Origin of the sequence: Nocardioides cremeus, assembly GCF_030518195.1 — a bacterium.
In the GTDB taxonomy this organism is placed as follows: Bacteria; Actinomycetota; Actinomycetes; order Propionibacteriales; family Nocardioidaceae; genus Nocardioides; species Nocardioides cremeus.
On record NZ_JAULSC010000001.1, the window covers coordinates 477,578 to 493,166 of the forward strand.

Genomic DNA, 15,589 nt, shown 5'->3' on the forward strand with positions numbered 1-15,589 from the left:
TTCCTGCGACCGTGGAGCCCATGACCTCTTCCGACGTCGCTGCCACGCTGCCCCAGGCGTGCGACTTCACCGTCTTCGGCGGCACCGGTGACCTGGCGCTGCGCAAGATCCTGCCCGCGCTCTACCACCGCGACCTCGAGGGCCACCTGCCCCCAGACACCCGCATCATCGGGGTCTCGCGCTCCGAGATCGACGACGACGGCTACCGCGCCGAGGTGCGCGCCGGTCTCGAGACCCACCTGGCCCCCGAGCACCTCGACCCCGACGCGGTCGAGCGGCTGCTGGGCCGGCTGCACCACCTGTGCCTCGACTCCGGGTCGGGGGAGGGCTGGCACCTGCTGCACGACCTGCTCAAGGACCGGCCCCACGCTGACGAGACCGTGCGCGTCTTCTACCTCGCCGTCGCACCCCGCCTCTTCGGGCCGACGTGTGCCCGGCTCGCCGAGATCGACGTCGTCGACGAGCGCGCCCGCGTGGTCATGGAGAAGCCGATCGGGCACGACCTGGCCTCCGCCCGCGAGGTCAACGACGCGGTCGGCGAGGTCTTCGAGGAGCGCCAGATCTTCCGCATCGACCACTACCTGGGAAAGGAGAGCGTCCAGAACCTGCTGGTCACCCGCTTCGCCAACACCTTCCTCGAGCCGCTGTGGAGCTCGCGCTGGGTCGACCACGTGCAGATCACCGTCGCCGAGACCGTCGGCGTCGGCTCCCGCGGCGGCTACTACGACCATGCCGGCGCGCTGCGCGACATGGTGCAGAACCACCTGCTGCAGCTGCTGTGCCTGGTGGCCATGGAGCCGCCGACCTACGTGGGGCGCGAGAACGTGCGCGACGAGAAGCTCAAGGTGCTGCAGGCGCTGAAGCCGCTGAGCCCCGAGGACGTCGACCGCGACACCGTGCGCGGCCAGTACGCCGCCGGGCTGACCGCCGAGGGGCCCGTGCCGTCGTACGCCGACGACCTGGCCGGTCCCGAGACCGCCGGCGCCCCCGACTCGTGGACCGAGACCTTCGTGGCGCTCAAGGCCGAGGTGCGCAACTGGCGCTGGGCCGGGGTGCCGTTCTACCTGCGCACCGGCAAGCGGATGGACCGGCGCGTCTCCGAGATCGTGGTGGTCTTCAAGGAGCCGCCGCACGCGATGTTCCCCGGCTCGGAGGGCGTGACCACCGCCAACCGGCTGCACATCTGCGTGCAGCCCGATGAGGGGATGCGCCTGCACCTGACCGCCAAGGAGCCCGGCCCCGGTGGCATCCGGCTGCGGCCGGTCTCGCTCGACCTCTCCTACGCCGACGCCTTCGACCAGCGCTCGCCCGAGGCCTACGAGCGGCTGCTGATGGACGTCATCCGCGGCAACCCGACCCTCTTCATGCGCCGCGACGAGGTCGAGGCCGCGTGGTCGTGGGTCGAGCCCGTCCTGGCCCGCTGGGCCGACTCGCCCGAGCGGCCCCGCCGCTACCCCGCCGGCACGCCCGGCCCCTACGCCGCCGCCGCTCTCCTCGAGCGTGACGGCCGAGCCTGGCAGGAGACCGACCAGTGAGCACACCCATCGAGATGCACCCCGTCGTGGCCGAGGTGACCGAGCGCCTGGTCGCCCGCAGCGCCGCGACCCGCGCGGCGTACGTCGAGCGCAACCGCGCCGCCGCCCAGGCCGGCCCGGCCCGCACCCGGCTGGCCTGCGCGAACCTCGCCCACGGCTTCGCCGCCGCGGAGCCCGCCGACAAGGAGGCGCTGCGCGGCACGGTCAAGCCGAACCTGGCCATCGTCACCAGCTACAACGACATGCTCTCGGCGCACCAGCCGTTCGAGACCTACCCGCGCCAGCTGAAGAAGGCCGTGATCCGCGCCGGCGGCATTGCGCAGGTCGCCGGGGGAGTGCCCGCCATGTGCGACGGCATCACCCAGGGCCGCGCCGGCATGCAGCTCTCGCTGCACAGCCGCGACGTGATCGCGATGTCGGCCGCCATCGGGCTCTCCCACGACATGTTCGACGCCGCGATGATGCTCGGGGTCTGCGACAAGATCGTGCCCGGGCTGCTGATCGGCGCGCTGTCCTTCGGGCACCTGCCGACGGTCTTCGTGCCGGCCGGGCCGATGGAGTCGGGGCTGGCCAACAAGGAGAAGGCCGCGGTGCGCCAGCGCTTCGCCGAGGGCCTGGCCACCCGTGAGGAGCTGCTCGAGGCCGAGGCGGCGTCGTACCACTCGGCGGGCACCTGCACCTTCTACGGCACCGCCAACTCCAACCAGCTGCTGATGGAGGTGCTGGGCCTGCACCTGCCCGGCGCGTCCTTCCCCAACCCCGGTACGCCGCTGCGCGCGGCGCTGACCGACGCCGCGGCCGCGCGGGTGACCGCGATCGCCCGCGGCGAGGCCGAGGACGCCCAGGTCGGCGACGTGGTCGACGAGCGCTCGCTGGTCAACGCCTGCGTGGCGCTGCTGGCCAGCGGCGGCTCGACCAACCACACGCTGCACCTGGTCGCGATCGCCCGTGCCGCGGGCGTCGACCTGACCTGGGACGACCTGTCGCAGCTCTCGGCCGTGGTGCCGTCGCTGTGCCGGATCTACCCCAACGGCTCTGCCGACGTGAACCACTTCCAGGCCGCGGGCGGGATGGCCTTCCTGGTGCGCACCCTTCTCGACGCGGGGCTGCTGCACGAGGACGTGCAGACCGTCGCCGGGCCCGGGCTGCGCCGCTACACCCAGGAGCCGCGCCTGCTCGAGGACGGCTCGGTGACGTGGGTCGACGGGCCCAAGGAGTCCCTCGACCCCGAGGTGCTGCGCCCGGCCACCGACCCCTTCGCCGCCGACGGCGGGCTGCGGGTCCTCGACGGGCCGCTGGGCCGCGCGGTCATCAAGACCAGCGCCGTGGCCGGCGAGCACCGGGTGGTCACCGCGCCGGCCGTGGTCTTCGAGGACCAGGCCGACCTGCTCGCCGCCTTCGAGCGCCACGAGCTCGACGGACGCGACCTGGTCGCGGTGGTGCGCCACCAGGGCCCGGCCGCCAACGGGATGCCCGAGCTGCACAAGCTCACGCCCGCGCTCGGTGTGCTGCAGGACCGCGGCCAGAAGGTCGCGATCGTCACCGACGGCCGGATGTCCGGTGCCTCCGGCAAGGTCCCCGCCGCCATCCACGTCACGCCCGAGGCCGCGCTCGGCGGACCGCTGGCCCGCATCGTCGACGGCGACGTCGTCACCGTCGACGCCGATCGGGGACTGCTGAGCATCGCCGACCCCGAGACCGTGCTGGCCCGCCCCGCGGTGCAGCGTCCCGAGGGCGCGGCCGACCTGGCCGGCACCGGTCGCGAGCTGTTCGCCATGTTCCGCGCCACCGTCGGGCCCGCCGACGCCGGCGCCAGCGTCTTCCCCTTCGCTGCGGAGAAGGACGCCCTCTCGGCCCAGGAGGCCCCCGTTGCCCAGCACGCCTGAGTCCCTGCTCGACCTCGCGCCGGTCATCCCGGTCGTCACCGTCGAGTCCGTCGCCGAGGCCGTGCCGCTGGCGCGTGCCCTCGTGGCCGGCGGGCTGCCGGTGATCGAGCTGACGCTGCGGACCCCGGTGGCCCTCGACGCGGTGCGGGCCGTCGCGGCCGAGGTGCCCGAGATCGCGCTGGGCGTCGGCACCGTCACCACGCCCCGCCAGGCCGAGGAGGCCGCCGCGGCCGGGGCCTCGTTCCTGGTCTCGCCCGGCACCACCCCGCGGCTGCTGTCGGCGATGCTCGGCACCGGGCTGCCGTTCCTGCCTGGCACCGCGACCGTCTCCGAGGTGCTCGCCGTGCTCGAGGCCGGCGTCAGTGAGATGAAGCTGTTCCCGGCCGAGGCGTCCGGGGGAGCGGCGTACCTGCGCGCGCTCTCGGCGCCGGTGCCCGCCGCCCGCTTCTGCCCCACCGGCGGCGTCACCCTCGCCTCCGCCCCCGACTACCTCGCCCTGCCCAACGTGGGCTGCGTCGGCGGCACCTGGCTCACCCCCCGCGACGCGGTGGAGTCCGGCGACTGGGCGCGCATCGAGAAGCTCGCCGCCGAGGCCGCCGCCCTCCGCTGACCCGTCCCGAATCTCGCGTCGAGCCGGCCCGGATCTCCCGTGCCCGGGCTCCCACGGCGCCAAGATGGACGGATGAGCGATGCGTGGGCGTTCGACGCCGAGGTGTGGCTGGCCGAGGGCGGGTCCTGGGCCTTCGTCACCGTGCCGGGCGAGGTCGACGACGACATCCGGCTGCTGGCCGGGCCGCGGTCGGGCTTCGGGTCGGTGCGGGTCGAGGTCGAGCTCGGTGCCACCACGTGGCGGACCTCGGTCTTCCCCGACAAGGCACGCGGCTTCGTGCTGCCGCTCAAGCAGCAGGTCCGCCGTGCCGAGGAGGTGCACGTCGGCGACCGGGTGCGGCTGCGGCTGCGGCTGGTGCAGCCGTAGCCCGACCCGGGCCGTAGCGACACCCAGCGTCAGGCCGCGACCTGCTGGCCGGTGAAGCGCTTGTAGGTGTAGGCCGTGCCGAGCAGCACCACCGGCACGGTGACCAGCGCGCCCAGGCCGCAGAGCAGGAAGCCCGCTGCGGCGACCAGGCCGCCGACGAGGTACCAGACCACCGCGTTGGCGAGGTTGTCGAGCACCAGCTGCACGCTGGCCTTGATCGCCTCGACCGCACCGAGGTCGCGGTCCATGACGAAGTACATGGTGTACGACGTGGCGAAGCCGACCACCAGCCCCGGCAGGTAGCACAGCAGCGTGCCGACGAAGGTCAGCACGGCGATGATCGCTGCGGCTGTCACCACCTGTCCGAGCTTGTCGGTGCGGACCACGTCGCTGAACTGGAAGGGCCGGCCCTCGGTGACCGCAAGGCTGGCGCGCACCAGCCCGGCGCCGACGACGAGTGCGACCAGCAGCAGCAGCGCACTGACCATGGCGCTGACCACCAGCGACGCCACGAAACCGCTGCCGCCCTCGCAGACGAGCTCGCCCGTGGCGTCGAAGCGGCACTCCGACTCGGAGGTCAGCAGCGCGGTGAGGCCGAAGCCGACGGCGCCGACGACCCCCATGGCCACGATGAGCACCAGCGCCGAGAGCAGGATCTGGCCCACGTTCGCCTGGAACTTCGCCCACCCGAACGACAGCGCGTCACCGAGCTGCCAGGGGACCCCGTCCGGCCCCGGCCCCGGGGCGCCGGGCGGGGGTGCGCCGTACCCGTCTCCGGGCGGCGGTGGTGGCGGCGGTGGTGGCTGGTTGACCGACATGGCGGACTCCTGGGGCCATAGAGGGGCGTGCTCGACCAGTGCCAGCAACCTAGCGGCGACGCCGGGTGCGGGCGAGGTGGTCCAGAGGGCTGCCCGGGGTCGGTTCGGGCCGACTCAGGGCGAAGTTCGGGCCGGGTCAGCGCGAGATCTGGGCCTGGTCGGCGACTAGTCTCGACGAGGTGAGCAACCCCGAGCCGCACCCCGACGAGGTCACCTGCACGCCCGGCCCGCCGGCGGGCGGCGTGGAGGTGCTGCCGGCTCGCGAGGTGCCGCTCGGCGGTCCCCGCGCCATGCTCGTACGCCGCACGCTCCCGCAGCGCTCGCGCTCGCTGGTCGGCGCGTGGTGCTTCGTCGATCACTACGGCCCCGACGACGTCGGCGCGACCGGGGGCATGAAGGTCACCCCGCACCCGCACACCGGCCTGCAGACCGTCAGCTGGCTGTTCAGCGGCGAGATCGAGCACCGCGACTCGGCCGGGCACCACGCCGTGGTGCGGCCCGGCGAGCTGAACCTGATGACCGCCGGGCGCGGCATCAGCCACTCCGAGATCAGCACGACGACCACCGGCATCCTGCACGGCGCGCAGCTGTGGGTGGCGCTGCCCGACGCCAGCCGGCACACCGATCCAGGCTTCGAGCACTACGCGCCCGAGCCCGTCGAGGGCCCCGGCTGGCGCGCCCGGGTGTTCCTGGGCGAGCTGCTCGGGGAGCGCTCGCCGGTGGGCACGCACACCCCGCTGGTGGGCGCCGAGATCGTGCTCGAGCCCGGCACCACGCTGCGCCTCGACGTCGACGAGACCCACGAGCACGGGGTCCTGGTCGACCTGGGCGCCGTCGAGGTCGACGGGGTCGCCGTGGCCGGCCACGAGCTGGGCTACGTGCCGCCGGGGCGCCCGAGCACCACCCTGGTCGCCGGCGGGGAGCCGACCCGGCTGCTGCTGCTCGGCGGCACCCCGGTCGGCGAGTCGATCGTGATGTGGTGGAACTTCGTGGGCCGCAGCCACGAGGAGGTCGTGGCCTTCCGCGAGGAGTGGCAGGCGCAGGTCGAGCGCGACGGCGAGGTGGTGGCCGACGCCCAGCAGGTCGCCCCCGGCCGCTTCGGCGTCGTCGAGGGCGACCACACCCGCCCCATCCCGGCGCCGCCGCTGCCCAACGCGCGGCTCAGGGAACGCGGATGAACGGCCCGGTCGTCGGCGTCGACGACGGGGTGCCGCGCTGCCCCTGGGCGGGCGCCGCGCCCGGCACGATGCGCGACTACCACGACCACGAGTGGGGCCGACCGGTCGAGGGCGAGAGCGCGCACCTCGAGCGGCTGACGCTGGAGGCGTTCCAGTCGGGGTTGTCGTGGGCGACGATCCTCGCCAAGCGGCCGGCCTTCCGCGAGGTCTTCGCGGGCTTCGACGCCGAGCGGGTCGCGGCGTACGACGCCGCCGACGTCGAGCGGCTGATGGGTGACGCCCGCATCGTGCGCAACCGTCGCAAGATCGAGGCGGCGCTGGTCAACGCGGCCGCCACCGTGGAGCTGCGCGAGGACGGCGGGCTGGAGGCGCTGGTGCGCTCGCACGCGCCCGCGGTGCCGCCCGCCCCGGCCACGACCGAGGAGCAGCAGACCACCTCGCCCGAGTCGCTGGCGCTGAGCAAGGACCTCAAGCGCCGCGGCTTCGTCTTCGTCGGCCCGACCACGATGTTCGCGCTGATGGAGGCGATCGGGATCTTCGACCCGCACCTGGTGGGCTGTCATCGCCGGGCGGCGTCGGCCACACTGACCCGGTGCTCCTCGGACTGACCTGGCTGCTGGCCTGCCAGCTCGCCGGTGAGCTCGTCGTCGAGGCGACGGGCGTGCCCGTGCCCGGGCCGGTGGTCGGCATGGTGCTGCTGCTCGTGGTGCTGGTGCTGCGCGACCCGCCCGACGACAGTCCCGTGCACCGCACCGCCGACGCGCTGCTGCCGCACCTGCAGCTGCTCTTCGTGCCCGCCGGGGTCGGCATCGTCGCCTACGCCGGCGTGCTGCGTGACGACCCGCTCGCGGTCGCCGTCGCGCTGGTCGGCTCGTGGCTGCTGGGGCTGGGCGTCGTCGGCGTCCTGGCCGACCGGCTCGGACGCCGCACCCGCGTCGTCGACGAGCCCGGAGCCGCCGGGGGAGCCCCGTGAACGGCGCCGCGGACGCCGTGCTCGACCAGCCGCTGCTGTGGCTGGTGGTGACCCTGCTGGCCTACCGGCTCGGCCTGTGGCTGCGCGAGCGCACCGGGTCGCACCCGCTGGCCCAGCCGGTGCTGGTCGCGATCGTGCTCGTGGGTGCGCTGGTCGTGCTCCTCGACGTCGACTACGCGTCGTACGCCGACGACACGGCGCTGATCACCTTCGCGCTCGGTCCGGCCACCGTGGCCCTGGCCGTGCCGCTGCACCGCCAGCTCGCCCGGCTGCGCGGCTTCGTGCTGCCCCTGCTGAGCGCCGTCGTGGCCGGTGCCGTCGTGTCGGTGGCGGCTGCGGTGGGACTCGTGCGCCTCCTGGGCGGCGACGACCTGCTCGCGCGCAGCATGGCCCCCAAGGCCACGACCACCCCGGTCTCGATCGCGGTCTCCGACACCCTCGGCGGCCTGCCGCCGCTGACCGCCGCGCTGACGATCACCGCCGGCATCCTCGGCGCCGTCGCCGGGCCGGGCGTGCTGGGCCTCCTGCGGGTGCGCGACCACCGCGCCCGCGGGCTCGCCGTCGGCTCGGTCTCCCACGGCATCGGCACCGGCCGGATGATCGTCGACCACCCGGTGGAGGGGGCGTTCTCGGGGCTGGCGATGGGGCTGACGGCGCTCGTCACGAGCGTCGTGGCGCCGCTCCTGGTCGCCCTGCTCCTCTGACCTCGGCTCTCGCGGACTCGCCCACCCGTCCGGTCGGGGGACGCTAGGTTCGCTGCCCATGAGCGTGCACGCGTACACCGACGACGCCCTGGGCCACCTCGACGCGGTGGGCACCGTGGCGGCGCTGGCCGCCGGTGAGGTCAGCGCGCGGGAGGTGGTGCAGGCCGCGATCACCCGCACCGAGGCCGTCGACGCCGAGCTCGGCGCCGTGGCCTGGCGGGCCTGGGAGCGGGCCCGGGCCGAGGCGGCCGCCCCGCGCGGCGGCTTCTTCTCCGGCGTGCCGACCTACCTCAAGGACAACGTCGACGTCGAGGGGATGCCCACCCTGCACGGCACCGACGCCTTCGTGGGGCGCCCGGCGCGCCGCGACGGCGACCTGACCCGGATGTACCTGGCCACCGGGCTGGTGGCACTGGGCAAGACCCGGCTCTCCGAGCTCGGGTTCAGCGCCGCCGCGGAGCACCCCCGCCTGGGCCCGGTGCGCAACCCGTGGGACCCCGCCCGCACCGCCGGCGCCTCGTCGGCCGGCTCCGCGGCGCTGGTCGCCGCCGGCGCGGTGCCGATCGCGCACGCCAACGACGGCGGGGGCTCGATCCGCATCCCCGCGGCCGTCAACGGCCTCGTCGGCCTCAAGCCCACCCGGGGCCGGCTGGCCCAGGACGTGCTGCTGCGGCGGATGCCCGTGCGCATCATCAGCGACGGCGTGCTGACCCGCTCGGTGCGCGACACCGCGGCCTTCCTCCGCGAGGCCGAGAAGGTCTACCGCGACCTGTCGCTGCCGCCTATGGGCGACATCACCCGCCCCGGGCGCCAGCGCCTGCGCATCGGGGTCACGACGACGGGGGCCGGACGCGCCGCGACCCCCGAGGTCGCCGAGCAGACCTTGCGCACGGCCGCACTGCTCGAGGAGCTGGGCCACCACGTCGAGGAGGTCGCGGCTCCCGCGCCGGCCTCCTTCGCCGACGACTTCCTGCTCTACTGGGCCTCGCTGGCCGCCGCGTCGCTCGTCGGCGGACGCAGCCAGCATGGCCGCACCTTCGACCGCACCCGCCTCGACGAGCTCACCCACGGCCTGGGCGAGCACGTACGCCGCCACCTGGTCCGACTGCCCGGCGCGGTGGCCCGGCTGCGTCGCACGGCCGGGGTCTCGGCACGCTTCCACGAGCGCCACGACGTGCTGCTGACCCCCACGCTGGCCACCCCGACCCCGCTGGTCGGCCACCTCGCGCCGGGGCTCGGCTACGACACCGTCATCGAGCGGCTGCAGGAGTGGGTGGCCTTCACGCCGTGGCAGAACGCCACCGGCGACCCGGCCGTCTCCCTGCCCCTCGCGACCGATGCCGACGGGCTCCCGCTGGGCATGATGCTCAGCGCCGGGCACGGGCGCGAGGCGCTCCTCCTCGAGCTGGCGCTGGAGCTGGAGCAGGCGCGTCCGTTCACGCATCTGGGCAGGTCAGAGGGGGTGTGACCCAGGGCGGGGGGCCTCGATTTCCACTCCCCGGGGGGTGTGTGTAATCTTCTTCCGCGTTGCCCCTTTAGCTCAGTCGGCAGAGCGTCTCCATGGTAAGGAGAAGGTCTACGGTTCGATTCCGTAAAGGGGCTCTGGGAGAGGTTGGCCCGCCGGACTATCCTGGCGGGCGGACCCGGCCCCGTGGCGGGGTAGCTCAGGTGGTTAGAGCACACGACTCATAATCGTGGTGTCGCGGGTTCGAGTCCCGCTCCCGCTACTGCACCTGACGAGCGACACCTCAAGCACCCCGAACCGACCCAAGGACTTCCCCGTGGCCTCCAAGAGCTCCGACGTTCGCCCCAAGATCACTCTCGCCTGCACGGAGTGCAAGGAGCGCAACTACATCACCAAGAAGAACCGCCGCAACGACCCCGACCGTCTGGACCTGGCGAAGTTCTGCCCCCGGTGCCGTCAGCACACGACGCACCGCGAGACCCGCTGAGACCAGCGGCTCACCAGCTCGTCGCGAGCGGCCCGTCCGGGACACCGGGCGGGCCGTTCGTCGTTCCCGCGTACTAGGTTGGAGACATGGCGCTGGACCCCTCGCTCGTCGGCCGCTCGTTCCCACCGACCCGGCCGTACGCCGTGACCGAGGAACGGCTGCGCACCTTCGCGGCCGCCAGCGGCGCCACCTGGGAGGGCGGCCCGGCCCCGGCGACCTTCCCGATCGTGCTGGCCTTCGAGGCGATGAACGCCTTCCTCGAGTCCGAGCAGGTCGAGCTGCGCCGCATCGTGCACGGCGAGCAGCGCTTCACCTACGAGCGTCCCGTGGTGCCCGGTGACGTGCTCACCACGACCCTGAGCGTCGCCTCGCTGCGCCAGATCGGCGGCAACGACATCATCGGCACCCGCAGCGAGGTCCACGACGAGACCGGCGCCCTGGTGTGCACCGCCGGGGCGACCCTGGTGCACCGCGCGGAGGAGCAGGCATGACCCACCTCGAGCCCGGCGCCGTCCTCGCGCCGCAGGAGTACGCCGTCACCCGCGCCGGCCTGGTCGCCTACGCGGCCGCCAGCGGCGACCTCAACCCCATCCACTGGTCCGACCGCGTCGCCACCCAGGTGGGCCTGCCGGGCGTGATCGCCCACGGCATGTACACCATGGCGCTGGCCGCCCGTGCGGTCGCGACCTGGACCCACGACGCCCCGGTGCTCGAGATCGGCTGCAAGTTCACTGCCCCCGTCGTGGTGCCCGACGACGACGAGGGCGTCGTCGTCGTGGTGGGCGGCAGCGTGAAGTCCGTCGAGGACGGGCGGGCCACGATCGTGCTCGAGGTCACCTGCGCGGGCACGAAGGTGCTCGGGATGCCGCGCGCCGTGGTGGCCGTCGATGGCTGAGCCCACCGGCGACGGCACGACCCACCCGCGGCTCTCGGAGCGCACCACGCTGCGCCTGGGCGGCCCTGCTGCGCGCTGGGTGCGCGCGAGCACCGAGGCCGAGCTGGTCGCAGCCGTCGCCGCCGCCGACGCGGCGGGGGAGCCGGTGCTGCTCCTGGGCGGCGGGAGCAACCTGGTGGTGGCCGACGAGGGGTTCGCCGGCACGGTGGTCGAGGTGGCCACCCGGGGGGTCGTGCCCGACGTCGACGCCGGCGGCGACGACGCGGCCTGCGGCGGCGTGCTGGTGACGGTCGCGGCGGGGGAGGACTGGGACGCGTTCGTGGCGACCGCCGTCGAGCGCGGCTGGGTCGGTGTCGAGGCGCTCTCCGGCATCCCCGGCAGCGTGGGGGCCACGCCGGTGCAGAACGTCGGTGCCTACGGCCAGGAGGTCGCCCAGACGATCGCCTCGGTGCGCACCTACGACCGGCGCGACCAGCAGGTCCGCACCCTGGCCAACGCCGACTGCGACTTCTCCTACCGCCACTCGCGGTTCAAGGCCGAGCCCGGGCGCCACGTGGTGCTCTCGGTGACTTTCCAGCTCGCCACCGGCACCCTGGCCGCGCCCGTGCGCTACGGCGAGCTGTCGCGGGTGCTGGGCGTCGAGGCCGGCCAGCGGGCGCCGCTGCGCGCGGTCCGCGACGCGGTGCTGGGCCTGCGTGCCGGCAAGGGCATGGTCCTCGACGCCGACGACCACGACACCTGGAGCGCCGGCTCCTTCTTCACCAACCCGGTCGTCGACGCCGACGCGCTCCCCGAGGGCGCCCCGGCCTGGGAGCAGCCCGACGGGCGGGTGAAGACCAGCGCCGCCTGGCTGATCGAGCACGCCGGCTTCGCCCGCGGGTACGGCGCCGACGTCGGCAGCGGGCGCGCGCGGCTCTCGAGCAAGCACACCCTGGCCCTGACCAACCGGGGCGAGGCGAGCACCAGCGACCTGCTGGCCCTGGCCCGCCACGTGCGCGACGGCGTGCAGCAGCGCTTCGGCGTACGCCTGGTCAACGAGCCGGTGCTGCTCGGCTGCGACCTCGACGACGACTGACTGCGCGGCCTGAGACCGTCGCGGTCCGGCCGATCAGGCGGAGGCGCCGATGACCAGCAGCCCCACGAGCAGCACCCCGGCGAGCAGGCCGAGGGCCAGCAGCACCGTCGAGACGATGCCCAGCACCATCCCGGCGCCGGCCTCGCTGCCGCCGGTGTAGTGCTGCGGTGCCGCCTCGATCTCGCGCTTGACCTTGCGGCCGGTGTACCAGGCGAAGGGGCCCGCCAGCAGCGGCAGCCCGCAGAGCATGCCGCCGGCCAGCGACACGATGCCCAGCACCAGGGCGGTATTGGCCTGCGGGTGGATCGTCGGGCCCTGGCCGGGCACGTGCTGGCCCTGCGGGTAGTAGGGCTGGCCGTAGCCCTGCGGCGGGTACGGCGACCCGTGCGGGTCCTGCCGGTACGGCGGCGGGGTCGAGGGGCTCGAGGGAGTCGTGTCGTCCGGGTCCCGATCAGTCACGGCGTCATCCTCTCACTGCGCGGCTCCCCGTCGTGGGGGCCGGGAGCCGCGAGCCAGGCGTCGATGTCGGCCAGGGCTCGCTCGTGCACGTCGGAGGGCGCCCGGGAGCCGCGCAGCGACATCCGGGCCAGCTCGGCCAGGGTGGCGTCGTCGAGGTCGTGCGCGGCGCGCATCGTGGCGTACTGCCCGGCCAGGCGTGAACCGAAGAGCAGCGGGTCGTCGGCGCCCAGCGCGACCTGGGCGCCGCCCTCGAGCAGCGTCGGCAGCGGCACCGAGGTGAGGTCGGAGTAGACCCCGAGGGCGACGTTGGAGACCGGGCAGACCTCCAGCGTCACGCCGTCGGCGGCGACCCGCTCGAGGAGAGCGGGGTCCTCGGCGACCCGCACCCCGTGCCCGAGCCGGTCGGCGTGCAGCTCGTCGAGGCAGGTGCGTGCGTGCTCGGGCCCGCGCAGCTCGCCGCCGTGGGGGGCCAGGAGCAGGTCGGCGCGGCGCGCGATGCGGAACGCCGCGGCGAAGTCGCTGGTCGTGCCGCGCCGCTCGTCGTTGGAGAGGCCGAAGCCGACCACGCCCCGCCCGGCGTACTGCGCGGCCAGCCGGGCCAGGGTGCGGGCGTCCAGCGGGTGCCGGGTGCGGTTGGCCGCGACCAGCACCCCGATGCCCAGCCCGGTCTCGCGCGAGGCCTGGTCGACGGCGTCGAGGACCAGGTCGGTGAAGGCGGTCGCGCCGCCGAAGCGCGCGGCGTAGCCGCTGGGGTCGACCTGGATCTCCAGCCAGCGACCGCCGTCGGCCACGTCGTCCTCGGCGGCCTCGCGCACCAGGCGGCGTACGTCGTCCTCGGTGCGCAGCACCGAGCGGGCCACGTCGTAGAGGCGCTGGAAGCGGAACCAGCCCTTCTCGTCGGCGGCGCTGAGGCGCGGCGGCCACTGGTCGACCAACGAGTCGGGCAGCGCCACCTGGTCGCGCGCGGCCAGCTCGAGCAGCGTCTCGTGACGCATCGAGCCGGTGAAGTGCAGGTGCAGGTGGGCCTTGGGCAGCTGGTGCAGGTCACGCAACGTCTGGTCCCGGGTCCGGTCCTGGGTCCTGTCCTGGCCACTCGCTCATCCCCCCACCCTAGGGGCCGGCGCGACGCTCGACGCCGGGGCCGGTTTGGACGGGGCAGGGGCCTTCCCCGTAGACTCCTCGATTGGTGGATCCCCACATGCTTCGGCATGCCCGGGTGCCACCGGAGGGCACTAGCTCAACTGGCAGAGCATCGGTCTCCAAAACCGAAGGTTGGGGGTTCAAGTCCCTCGTGCCCTGCAGGACATCTGGTCGGTGAGGCCGGACGGACGAGCGAAGGAATGGTGACGGCGTGTCGGACAGCAAGCCGGTCCGCGACGGCGAGAAGGCCGAGCGCACGAACCCGGTGACGTTCTACCGACAGGTGGTCGCCGAGCTCCGCAAGGTCGTCTGGCCCACCCAGGAGCAGCTGGTCACGTACTTCATCGTGGTCATGGTCTTCGTCCTGATGATGATGGCGATCATCTCGGCCCTCGACCTCGGTCTGGGGCGCTTGGCGTTCTTCGTCTTCACCGGCCAGTCCGACCAGTGACCGCAGTCGCGACGGTGACCCGTCGTGGCCACGGCCCCTTGCGACCGGCGCACGCCGGCGCAGGCAATTGAGCACAGCAACGTGATGGAGCAGCGCGTGACGGAGCAGTACGACTCGGTCGAGACCGAGGAGACGGAGACGTCGGAGAACCCCGAGGTCGACCCGGTGGAGCCGGTGTCGCACCCGGAGGCCGACGAGGCCGTCGACGGTGCCGTCGACGACAGCGCCGCCCAGGCGGTCGCTGACGCCGAGGCCGACGAGGCGGAGGTGGCCGACGAGGTCGACGCCGAGGACGCCCCCGAGCCCGAGGAGGACGCCGACGACCCGCTCGAGGCGTTCCGCCGCGAGCTGTGGGCCAAGCCGGGCGACTGGTTCGTCGTGCACACCTACTCCGGCATGGAGAACAGGGTGAAGTCGAACCTGGAGAACCGCATCATCTCCCTCAACATGGAGGACTACATCCACGAGATCGTGGTCCCCACCGAGGAGGTCGCGGAGATCAAGAACGGCCAGCGCAAGATGGTCAAGCGCACCGTCCTCCCCGGCTACGTGCTGGTCCGCATGGACCTCACCGACGAGTCCTGGTCGGCCGTGCGGCACACGCCCTCGGTGACCGGCTTCGTCGGCAACTCCCACCAGCCCGTCCCGCTCACCATGCGTGAGGTCGAGGACATGCTGGCCCCCGCCGTCGTGGCCCGCGCCGAGGCCGAGGCCGTCGCCGCCGGCACCGCGTCGCCCGGCTCGCAGACCACCGCCAAGAAGCCCGTCGAGGTCGCCGACTTCGAGGTCTCCGACTCGGTCATGGTCGTCGACGGTCCGTTCGCGACGCTGCATGCCACGATCACCGAGATCAACGCCGAGGCCCAGCGGGTCAAGGCGCTGGTCGAGATCTTCGGCCGCGAGACGCCGGTCGAGCTCAGCTTCAGCCAGATCCAGCGGGTCTGAGGCACCACCCCGTCCGGTCCGATTGGGCCGGCGGGGCCCGCGCGCCGCACAATGGTGGGCGCGAGACGCAACACGCAGGTGGCAGAGGGCCCAGCCCGCCCTCGTCATGACCACGAGAGAGAAAGAGAACCAGCTTCATGCCTCCCAAGAAGAAGATCGCCGCACTGGTCAAGGTGCAGCTGCAGGCCGGCGCCGCGACGCCCGCCCCGCCGGTCGGTACGGCCCTGGGCCCCCACGGCGTCAACATCATGGACTTCTGCAAGGCCTACAACGCGCAGACCGAGTCCATGCGCGGCAACGTGATCCCCGTCGAGATCACCATCTACGAGGACCGGTCCTTCACCTTCATCACGAAGACCCCGCCGGCCGCCGAGCTGATCAAGAAGGCCGCGGGCCTGCAGAAGGGCTCGGGCGTCCCGCACAAGGAGAAGGTCGGCAAGCTGACCAAGGACCAGGTGCGCGAGATCGCCCAGACCAAGCTGCCCGACCTCAACGCGAACAACATCGACGCCGCGATGAAGATCGTCGAGGGCACCGCCCGCTCCATGGGCATCACCACCGACTGACCGACCCGTCGTCGCACGCCGCACCCGCCCCGTGCG

The 15,589-nt window shown here is 73.6% G+C and carries 19 protein-coding genes and 3 tRNA genes; 19 read left to right on the plus strand and 3 right to left on the minus strand.

Annotation, left to right across the window (positions count from 1 at the left end):
- The first annotated feature begins 20 nt into the window (after positions 1-20).
- From zwf to QWJ41_RS02295, 4 genes are all read left to right on the plus strand, one after another.
- Positions 21-1,535 (plus strand): glucose-6-phosphate dehydrogenase, encoded by a 1,515-nt coding sequence (gene zwf / locus QWJ41_RS02280; protein WP_302705551.1) that lies wholly within the window; start codon positions 21-23, stop codon positions 1,533-1,535.
- A complete protein-coding gene (gene edd, locus QWJ41_RS02285) occupies positions 1,532-3,421 on the plus strand; it encodes a phosphogluconate dehydratase (protein ID WP_302705552.1) in 1,890 nt (629 codons plus the stop codon). The genes zwf and edd overlap by 4 nt, the downstream gene beginning before the upstream one ends.
- The gene (gene eda, locus QWJ41_RS02290) at positions 3,405-4,031 is read left to right on the plus strand and encodes a bifunctional 4-hydroxy-2-oxoglutarate aldolase/2-dehydro-3-deoxy-phosphogluconate aldolase (RefSeq protein WP_302705553.1); all 627 of its coding nucleotides are present in this window, start codon (positions 3,405-3,407) and stop codon (positions 4,029-4,031) included. Before edd ends, eda begins: the two co-directional genes overlap by 17 nt.
- 72 nt (positions 4,032-4,103) lie before the next feature.
- Positions 4,104-4,397, plus strand: a complete 294-nt coding sequence (locus QWJ41_RS02295; protein ID WP_302705554.1) for a DUF1905 domain-containing protein — start codon at positions 4,104-4,106, stop codon at positions 4,395-4,397.
- A gap of 29 nt (positions 4,398-4,426) precedes the next feature.
- Here the strand turns inward: QWJ41_RS02295 and QWJ41_RS02300 are convergent, their stop codons facing one another.
- Entirely contained in the window at positions 4,427-5,215 is a 789-nt protein-coding gene (locus tag QWJ41_RS02300; protein WP_302705555.1) for a DUF2189 domain-containing protein, read from the minus strand.
- A 179-nt stretch (positions 5,216-5,394) separates the two neighbouring features.
- On the opposite strand from QWJ41_RS02300, the gene QWJ41_RS02305 reads away from it, so the two are divergent.
- The 11 genes from QWJ41_RS02305 (at position 5,395) to QWJ41_RS02355 (ending at position 11,992) form a co-directional block, all read left to right on the plus strand.
- Entirely contained in the window at positions 5,395-6,393 is a 999-nt protein-coding gene (locus tag QWJ41_RS02305; protein WP_302705556.1) for a pirin family protein, read from the plus strand.
- Positions 6,390-7,001: a DNA-3-methyladenine glycosylase I gene (locus QWJ41_RS02310; RefSeq protein WP_302705557.1), complete on the plus strand. Its 612-nt coding sequence runs from the start codon at positions 6,390-6,392 to the stop codon at positions 6,999-7,001. Before QWJ41_RS02305 ends, QWJ41_RS02310 begins: the two co-directional genes overlap by 4 nt.
- Positions 6,986-7,366, plus strand: a complete 381-nt coding sequence (locus QWJ41_RS02315) for a CidA/LrgA family protein (RefSeq protein WP_302705558.1) — start codon at positions 6,986-6,988, stop codon at positions 7,364-7,366. The genes QWJ41_RS02310 and QWJ41_RS02315 overlap by 16 nt, the downstream gene beginning before the upstream one ends.
- On the plus strand, positions 7,363-8,070 hold the full coding sequence (locus tag QWJ41_RS02320; RefSeq protein WP_302705559.1) for an LrgB family protein: 708 nt from the start codon (positions 7,363-7,365) through the stop codon (positions 8,068-8,070). The genes QWJ41_RS02315 and QWJ41_RS02320 overlap by 4 nt, the downstream gene beginning before the upstream one ends.
- A 58-nt stretch (positions 8,071-8,128) precedes the next feature.
- Positions 8,129-9,538: an amidase gene (locus QWJ41_RS02325; RefSeq protein ID WP_302705560.1), complete on the plus strand. Its 1,410-nt coding sequence runs from the start codon at positions 8,129-8,131 to the stop codon at positions 9,536-9,538.
- 61 nt (positions 9,539-9,599) lie between these two features.
- Positions 9,600-9,672: transfer RNA gene (locus QWJ41_RS02330), tRNA-Thr, on the plus strand.
- A 51-nt stretch (positions 9,673-9,723) separates the two neighbouring features.
- Positions 9,724-9,797, plus strand: a tRNA-Met gene (locus QWJ41_RS02335).
- Between the two features lie 54 nt (positions 9,798-9,851).
- Positions 9,852-10,022 (plus strand): 50S ribosomal protein L33, encoded by a 171-nt coding sequence (gene rpmG, locus QWJ41_RS02340; protein ID WP_179614404.1) that lies wholly within the window; start codon positions 9,852-9,854, stop codon positions 10,020-10,022.
- A gap of 86 nt (positions 10,023-10,108) precedes the next feature.
- Entirely contained in the window at positions 10,109-10,513 is a 405-nt protein-coding gene (locus tag QWJ41_RS02345; RefSeq protein WP_302705561.1) for an FAS1-like dehydratase domain-containing protein, read from the plus strand.
- A complete protein-coding gene (locus QWJ41_RS02350; RefSeq protein ID WP_302705562.1) occupies positions 10,510-10,917 on the plus strand; it encodes a MaoC/PaaZ C-terminal domain-containing protein in 408 nt (135 codons plus the stop codon). The genes QWJ41_RS02345 and QWJ41_RS02350 overlap by 4 nt, the downstream gene beginning before the upstream one ends.
- Positions 10,910-11,992 (plus strand): UDP-N-acetylmuramate dehydrogenase, encoded by a 1,083-nt coding sequence (locus QWJ41_RS02355; RefSeq protein WP_302705563.1) that lies wholly within the window; start codon positions 10,910-10,912, stop codon positions 11,990-11,992. The genes QWJ41_RS02350 and QWJ41_RS02355 overlap by 8 nt, the downstream gene beginning before the upstream one ends.
- Before the next feature lie 33 nt (positions 11,993-12,025).
- On the opposite strand, the gene QWJ41_RS02360 is transcribed toward QWJ41_RS02355, so the two are convergent.
- Together QWJ41_RS02360 and QWJ41_RS02365 are read right to left on the minus strand one after the other, a co-directional pair.
- Complete coding sequence (locus tag QWJ41_RS02360) at positions 12,026-12,451, minus strand: hypothetical protein (RefSeq protein ID WP_302705564.1); 426 nt, start codon at positions 12,449-12,451, stop codon at positions 12,026-12,028.
- Positions 12,448-13,503, minus strand: a complete 1,056-nt coding sequence (locus QWJ41_RS02365; RefSeq protein ID WP_302705565.1) for an adenosine deaminase — start codon at positions 13,501-13,503, stop codon at positions 12,448-12,450. The genes QWJ41_RS02360 and QWJ41_RS02365 overlap by 4 nt, the downstream gene beginning before the upstream one ends.
- Before the next feature lie 174 nt (positions 13,504-13,677).
- Between QWJ41_RS02365 and QWJ41_RS02370 the strand changes: the two genes are divergently transcribed.
- From QWJ41_RS02370 to rplK, 4 genes are all read left to right on the plus strand, one after another.
- Positions 13,678-13,750: transfer RNA gene (locus tag QWJ41_RS02370), tRNA-Trp, on the plus strand.
- Between the two features lie 52 nt (positions 13,751-13,802).
- The gene (secE, locus tag QWJ41_RS02375; protein WP_179614398.1) at positions 13,803-14,042 is read left to right on the plus strand and encodes a preprotein translocase subunit SecE; all 240 of its coding nucleotides are present in this window, start codon (positions 13,803-13,805) and stop codon (positions 14,040-14,042) included.
- A gap of 84 nt (positions 14,043-14,126) precedes the next feature.
- A complete protein-coding gene (gene nusG, locus QWJ41_RS02380) occupies positions 14,127-14,987 on the plus strand; it encodes a transcription termination/antitermination protein NusG (protein ID WP_302705675.1) in 861 nt (286 codons plus the stop codon).
- 137 nt (positions 14,988-15,124) lie between these two features.
- Complete coding sequence (gene rplK / locus QWJ41_RS02385) at positions 15,125-15,553, plus strand: 50S ribosomal protein L11 (RefSeq protein WP_193668660.1); 429 nt, start codon at positions 15,125-15,127, stop codon at positions 15,551-15,553.
- The last annotated feature ends 36 nt before the right edge of the window (positions 15,554-15,589 follow it).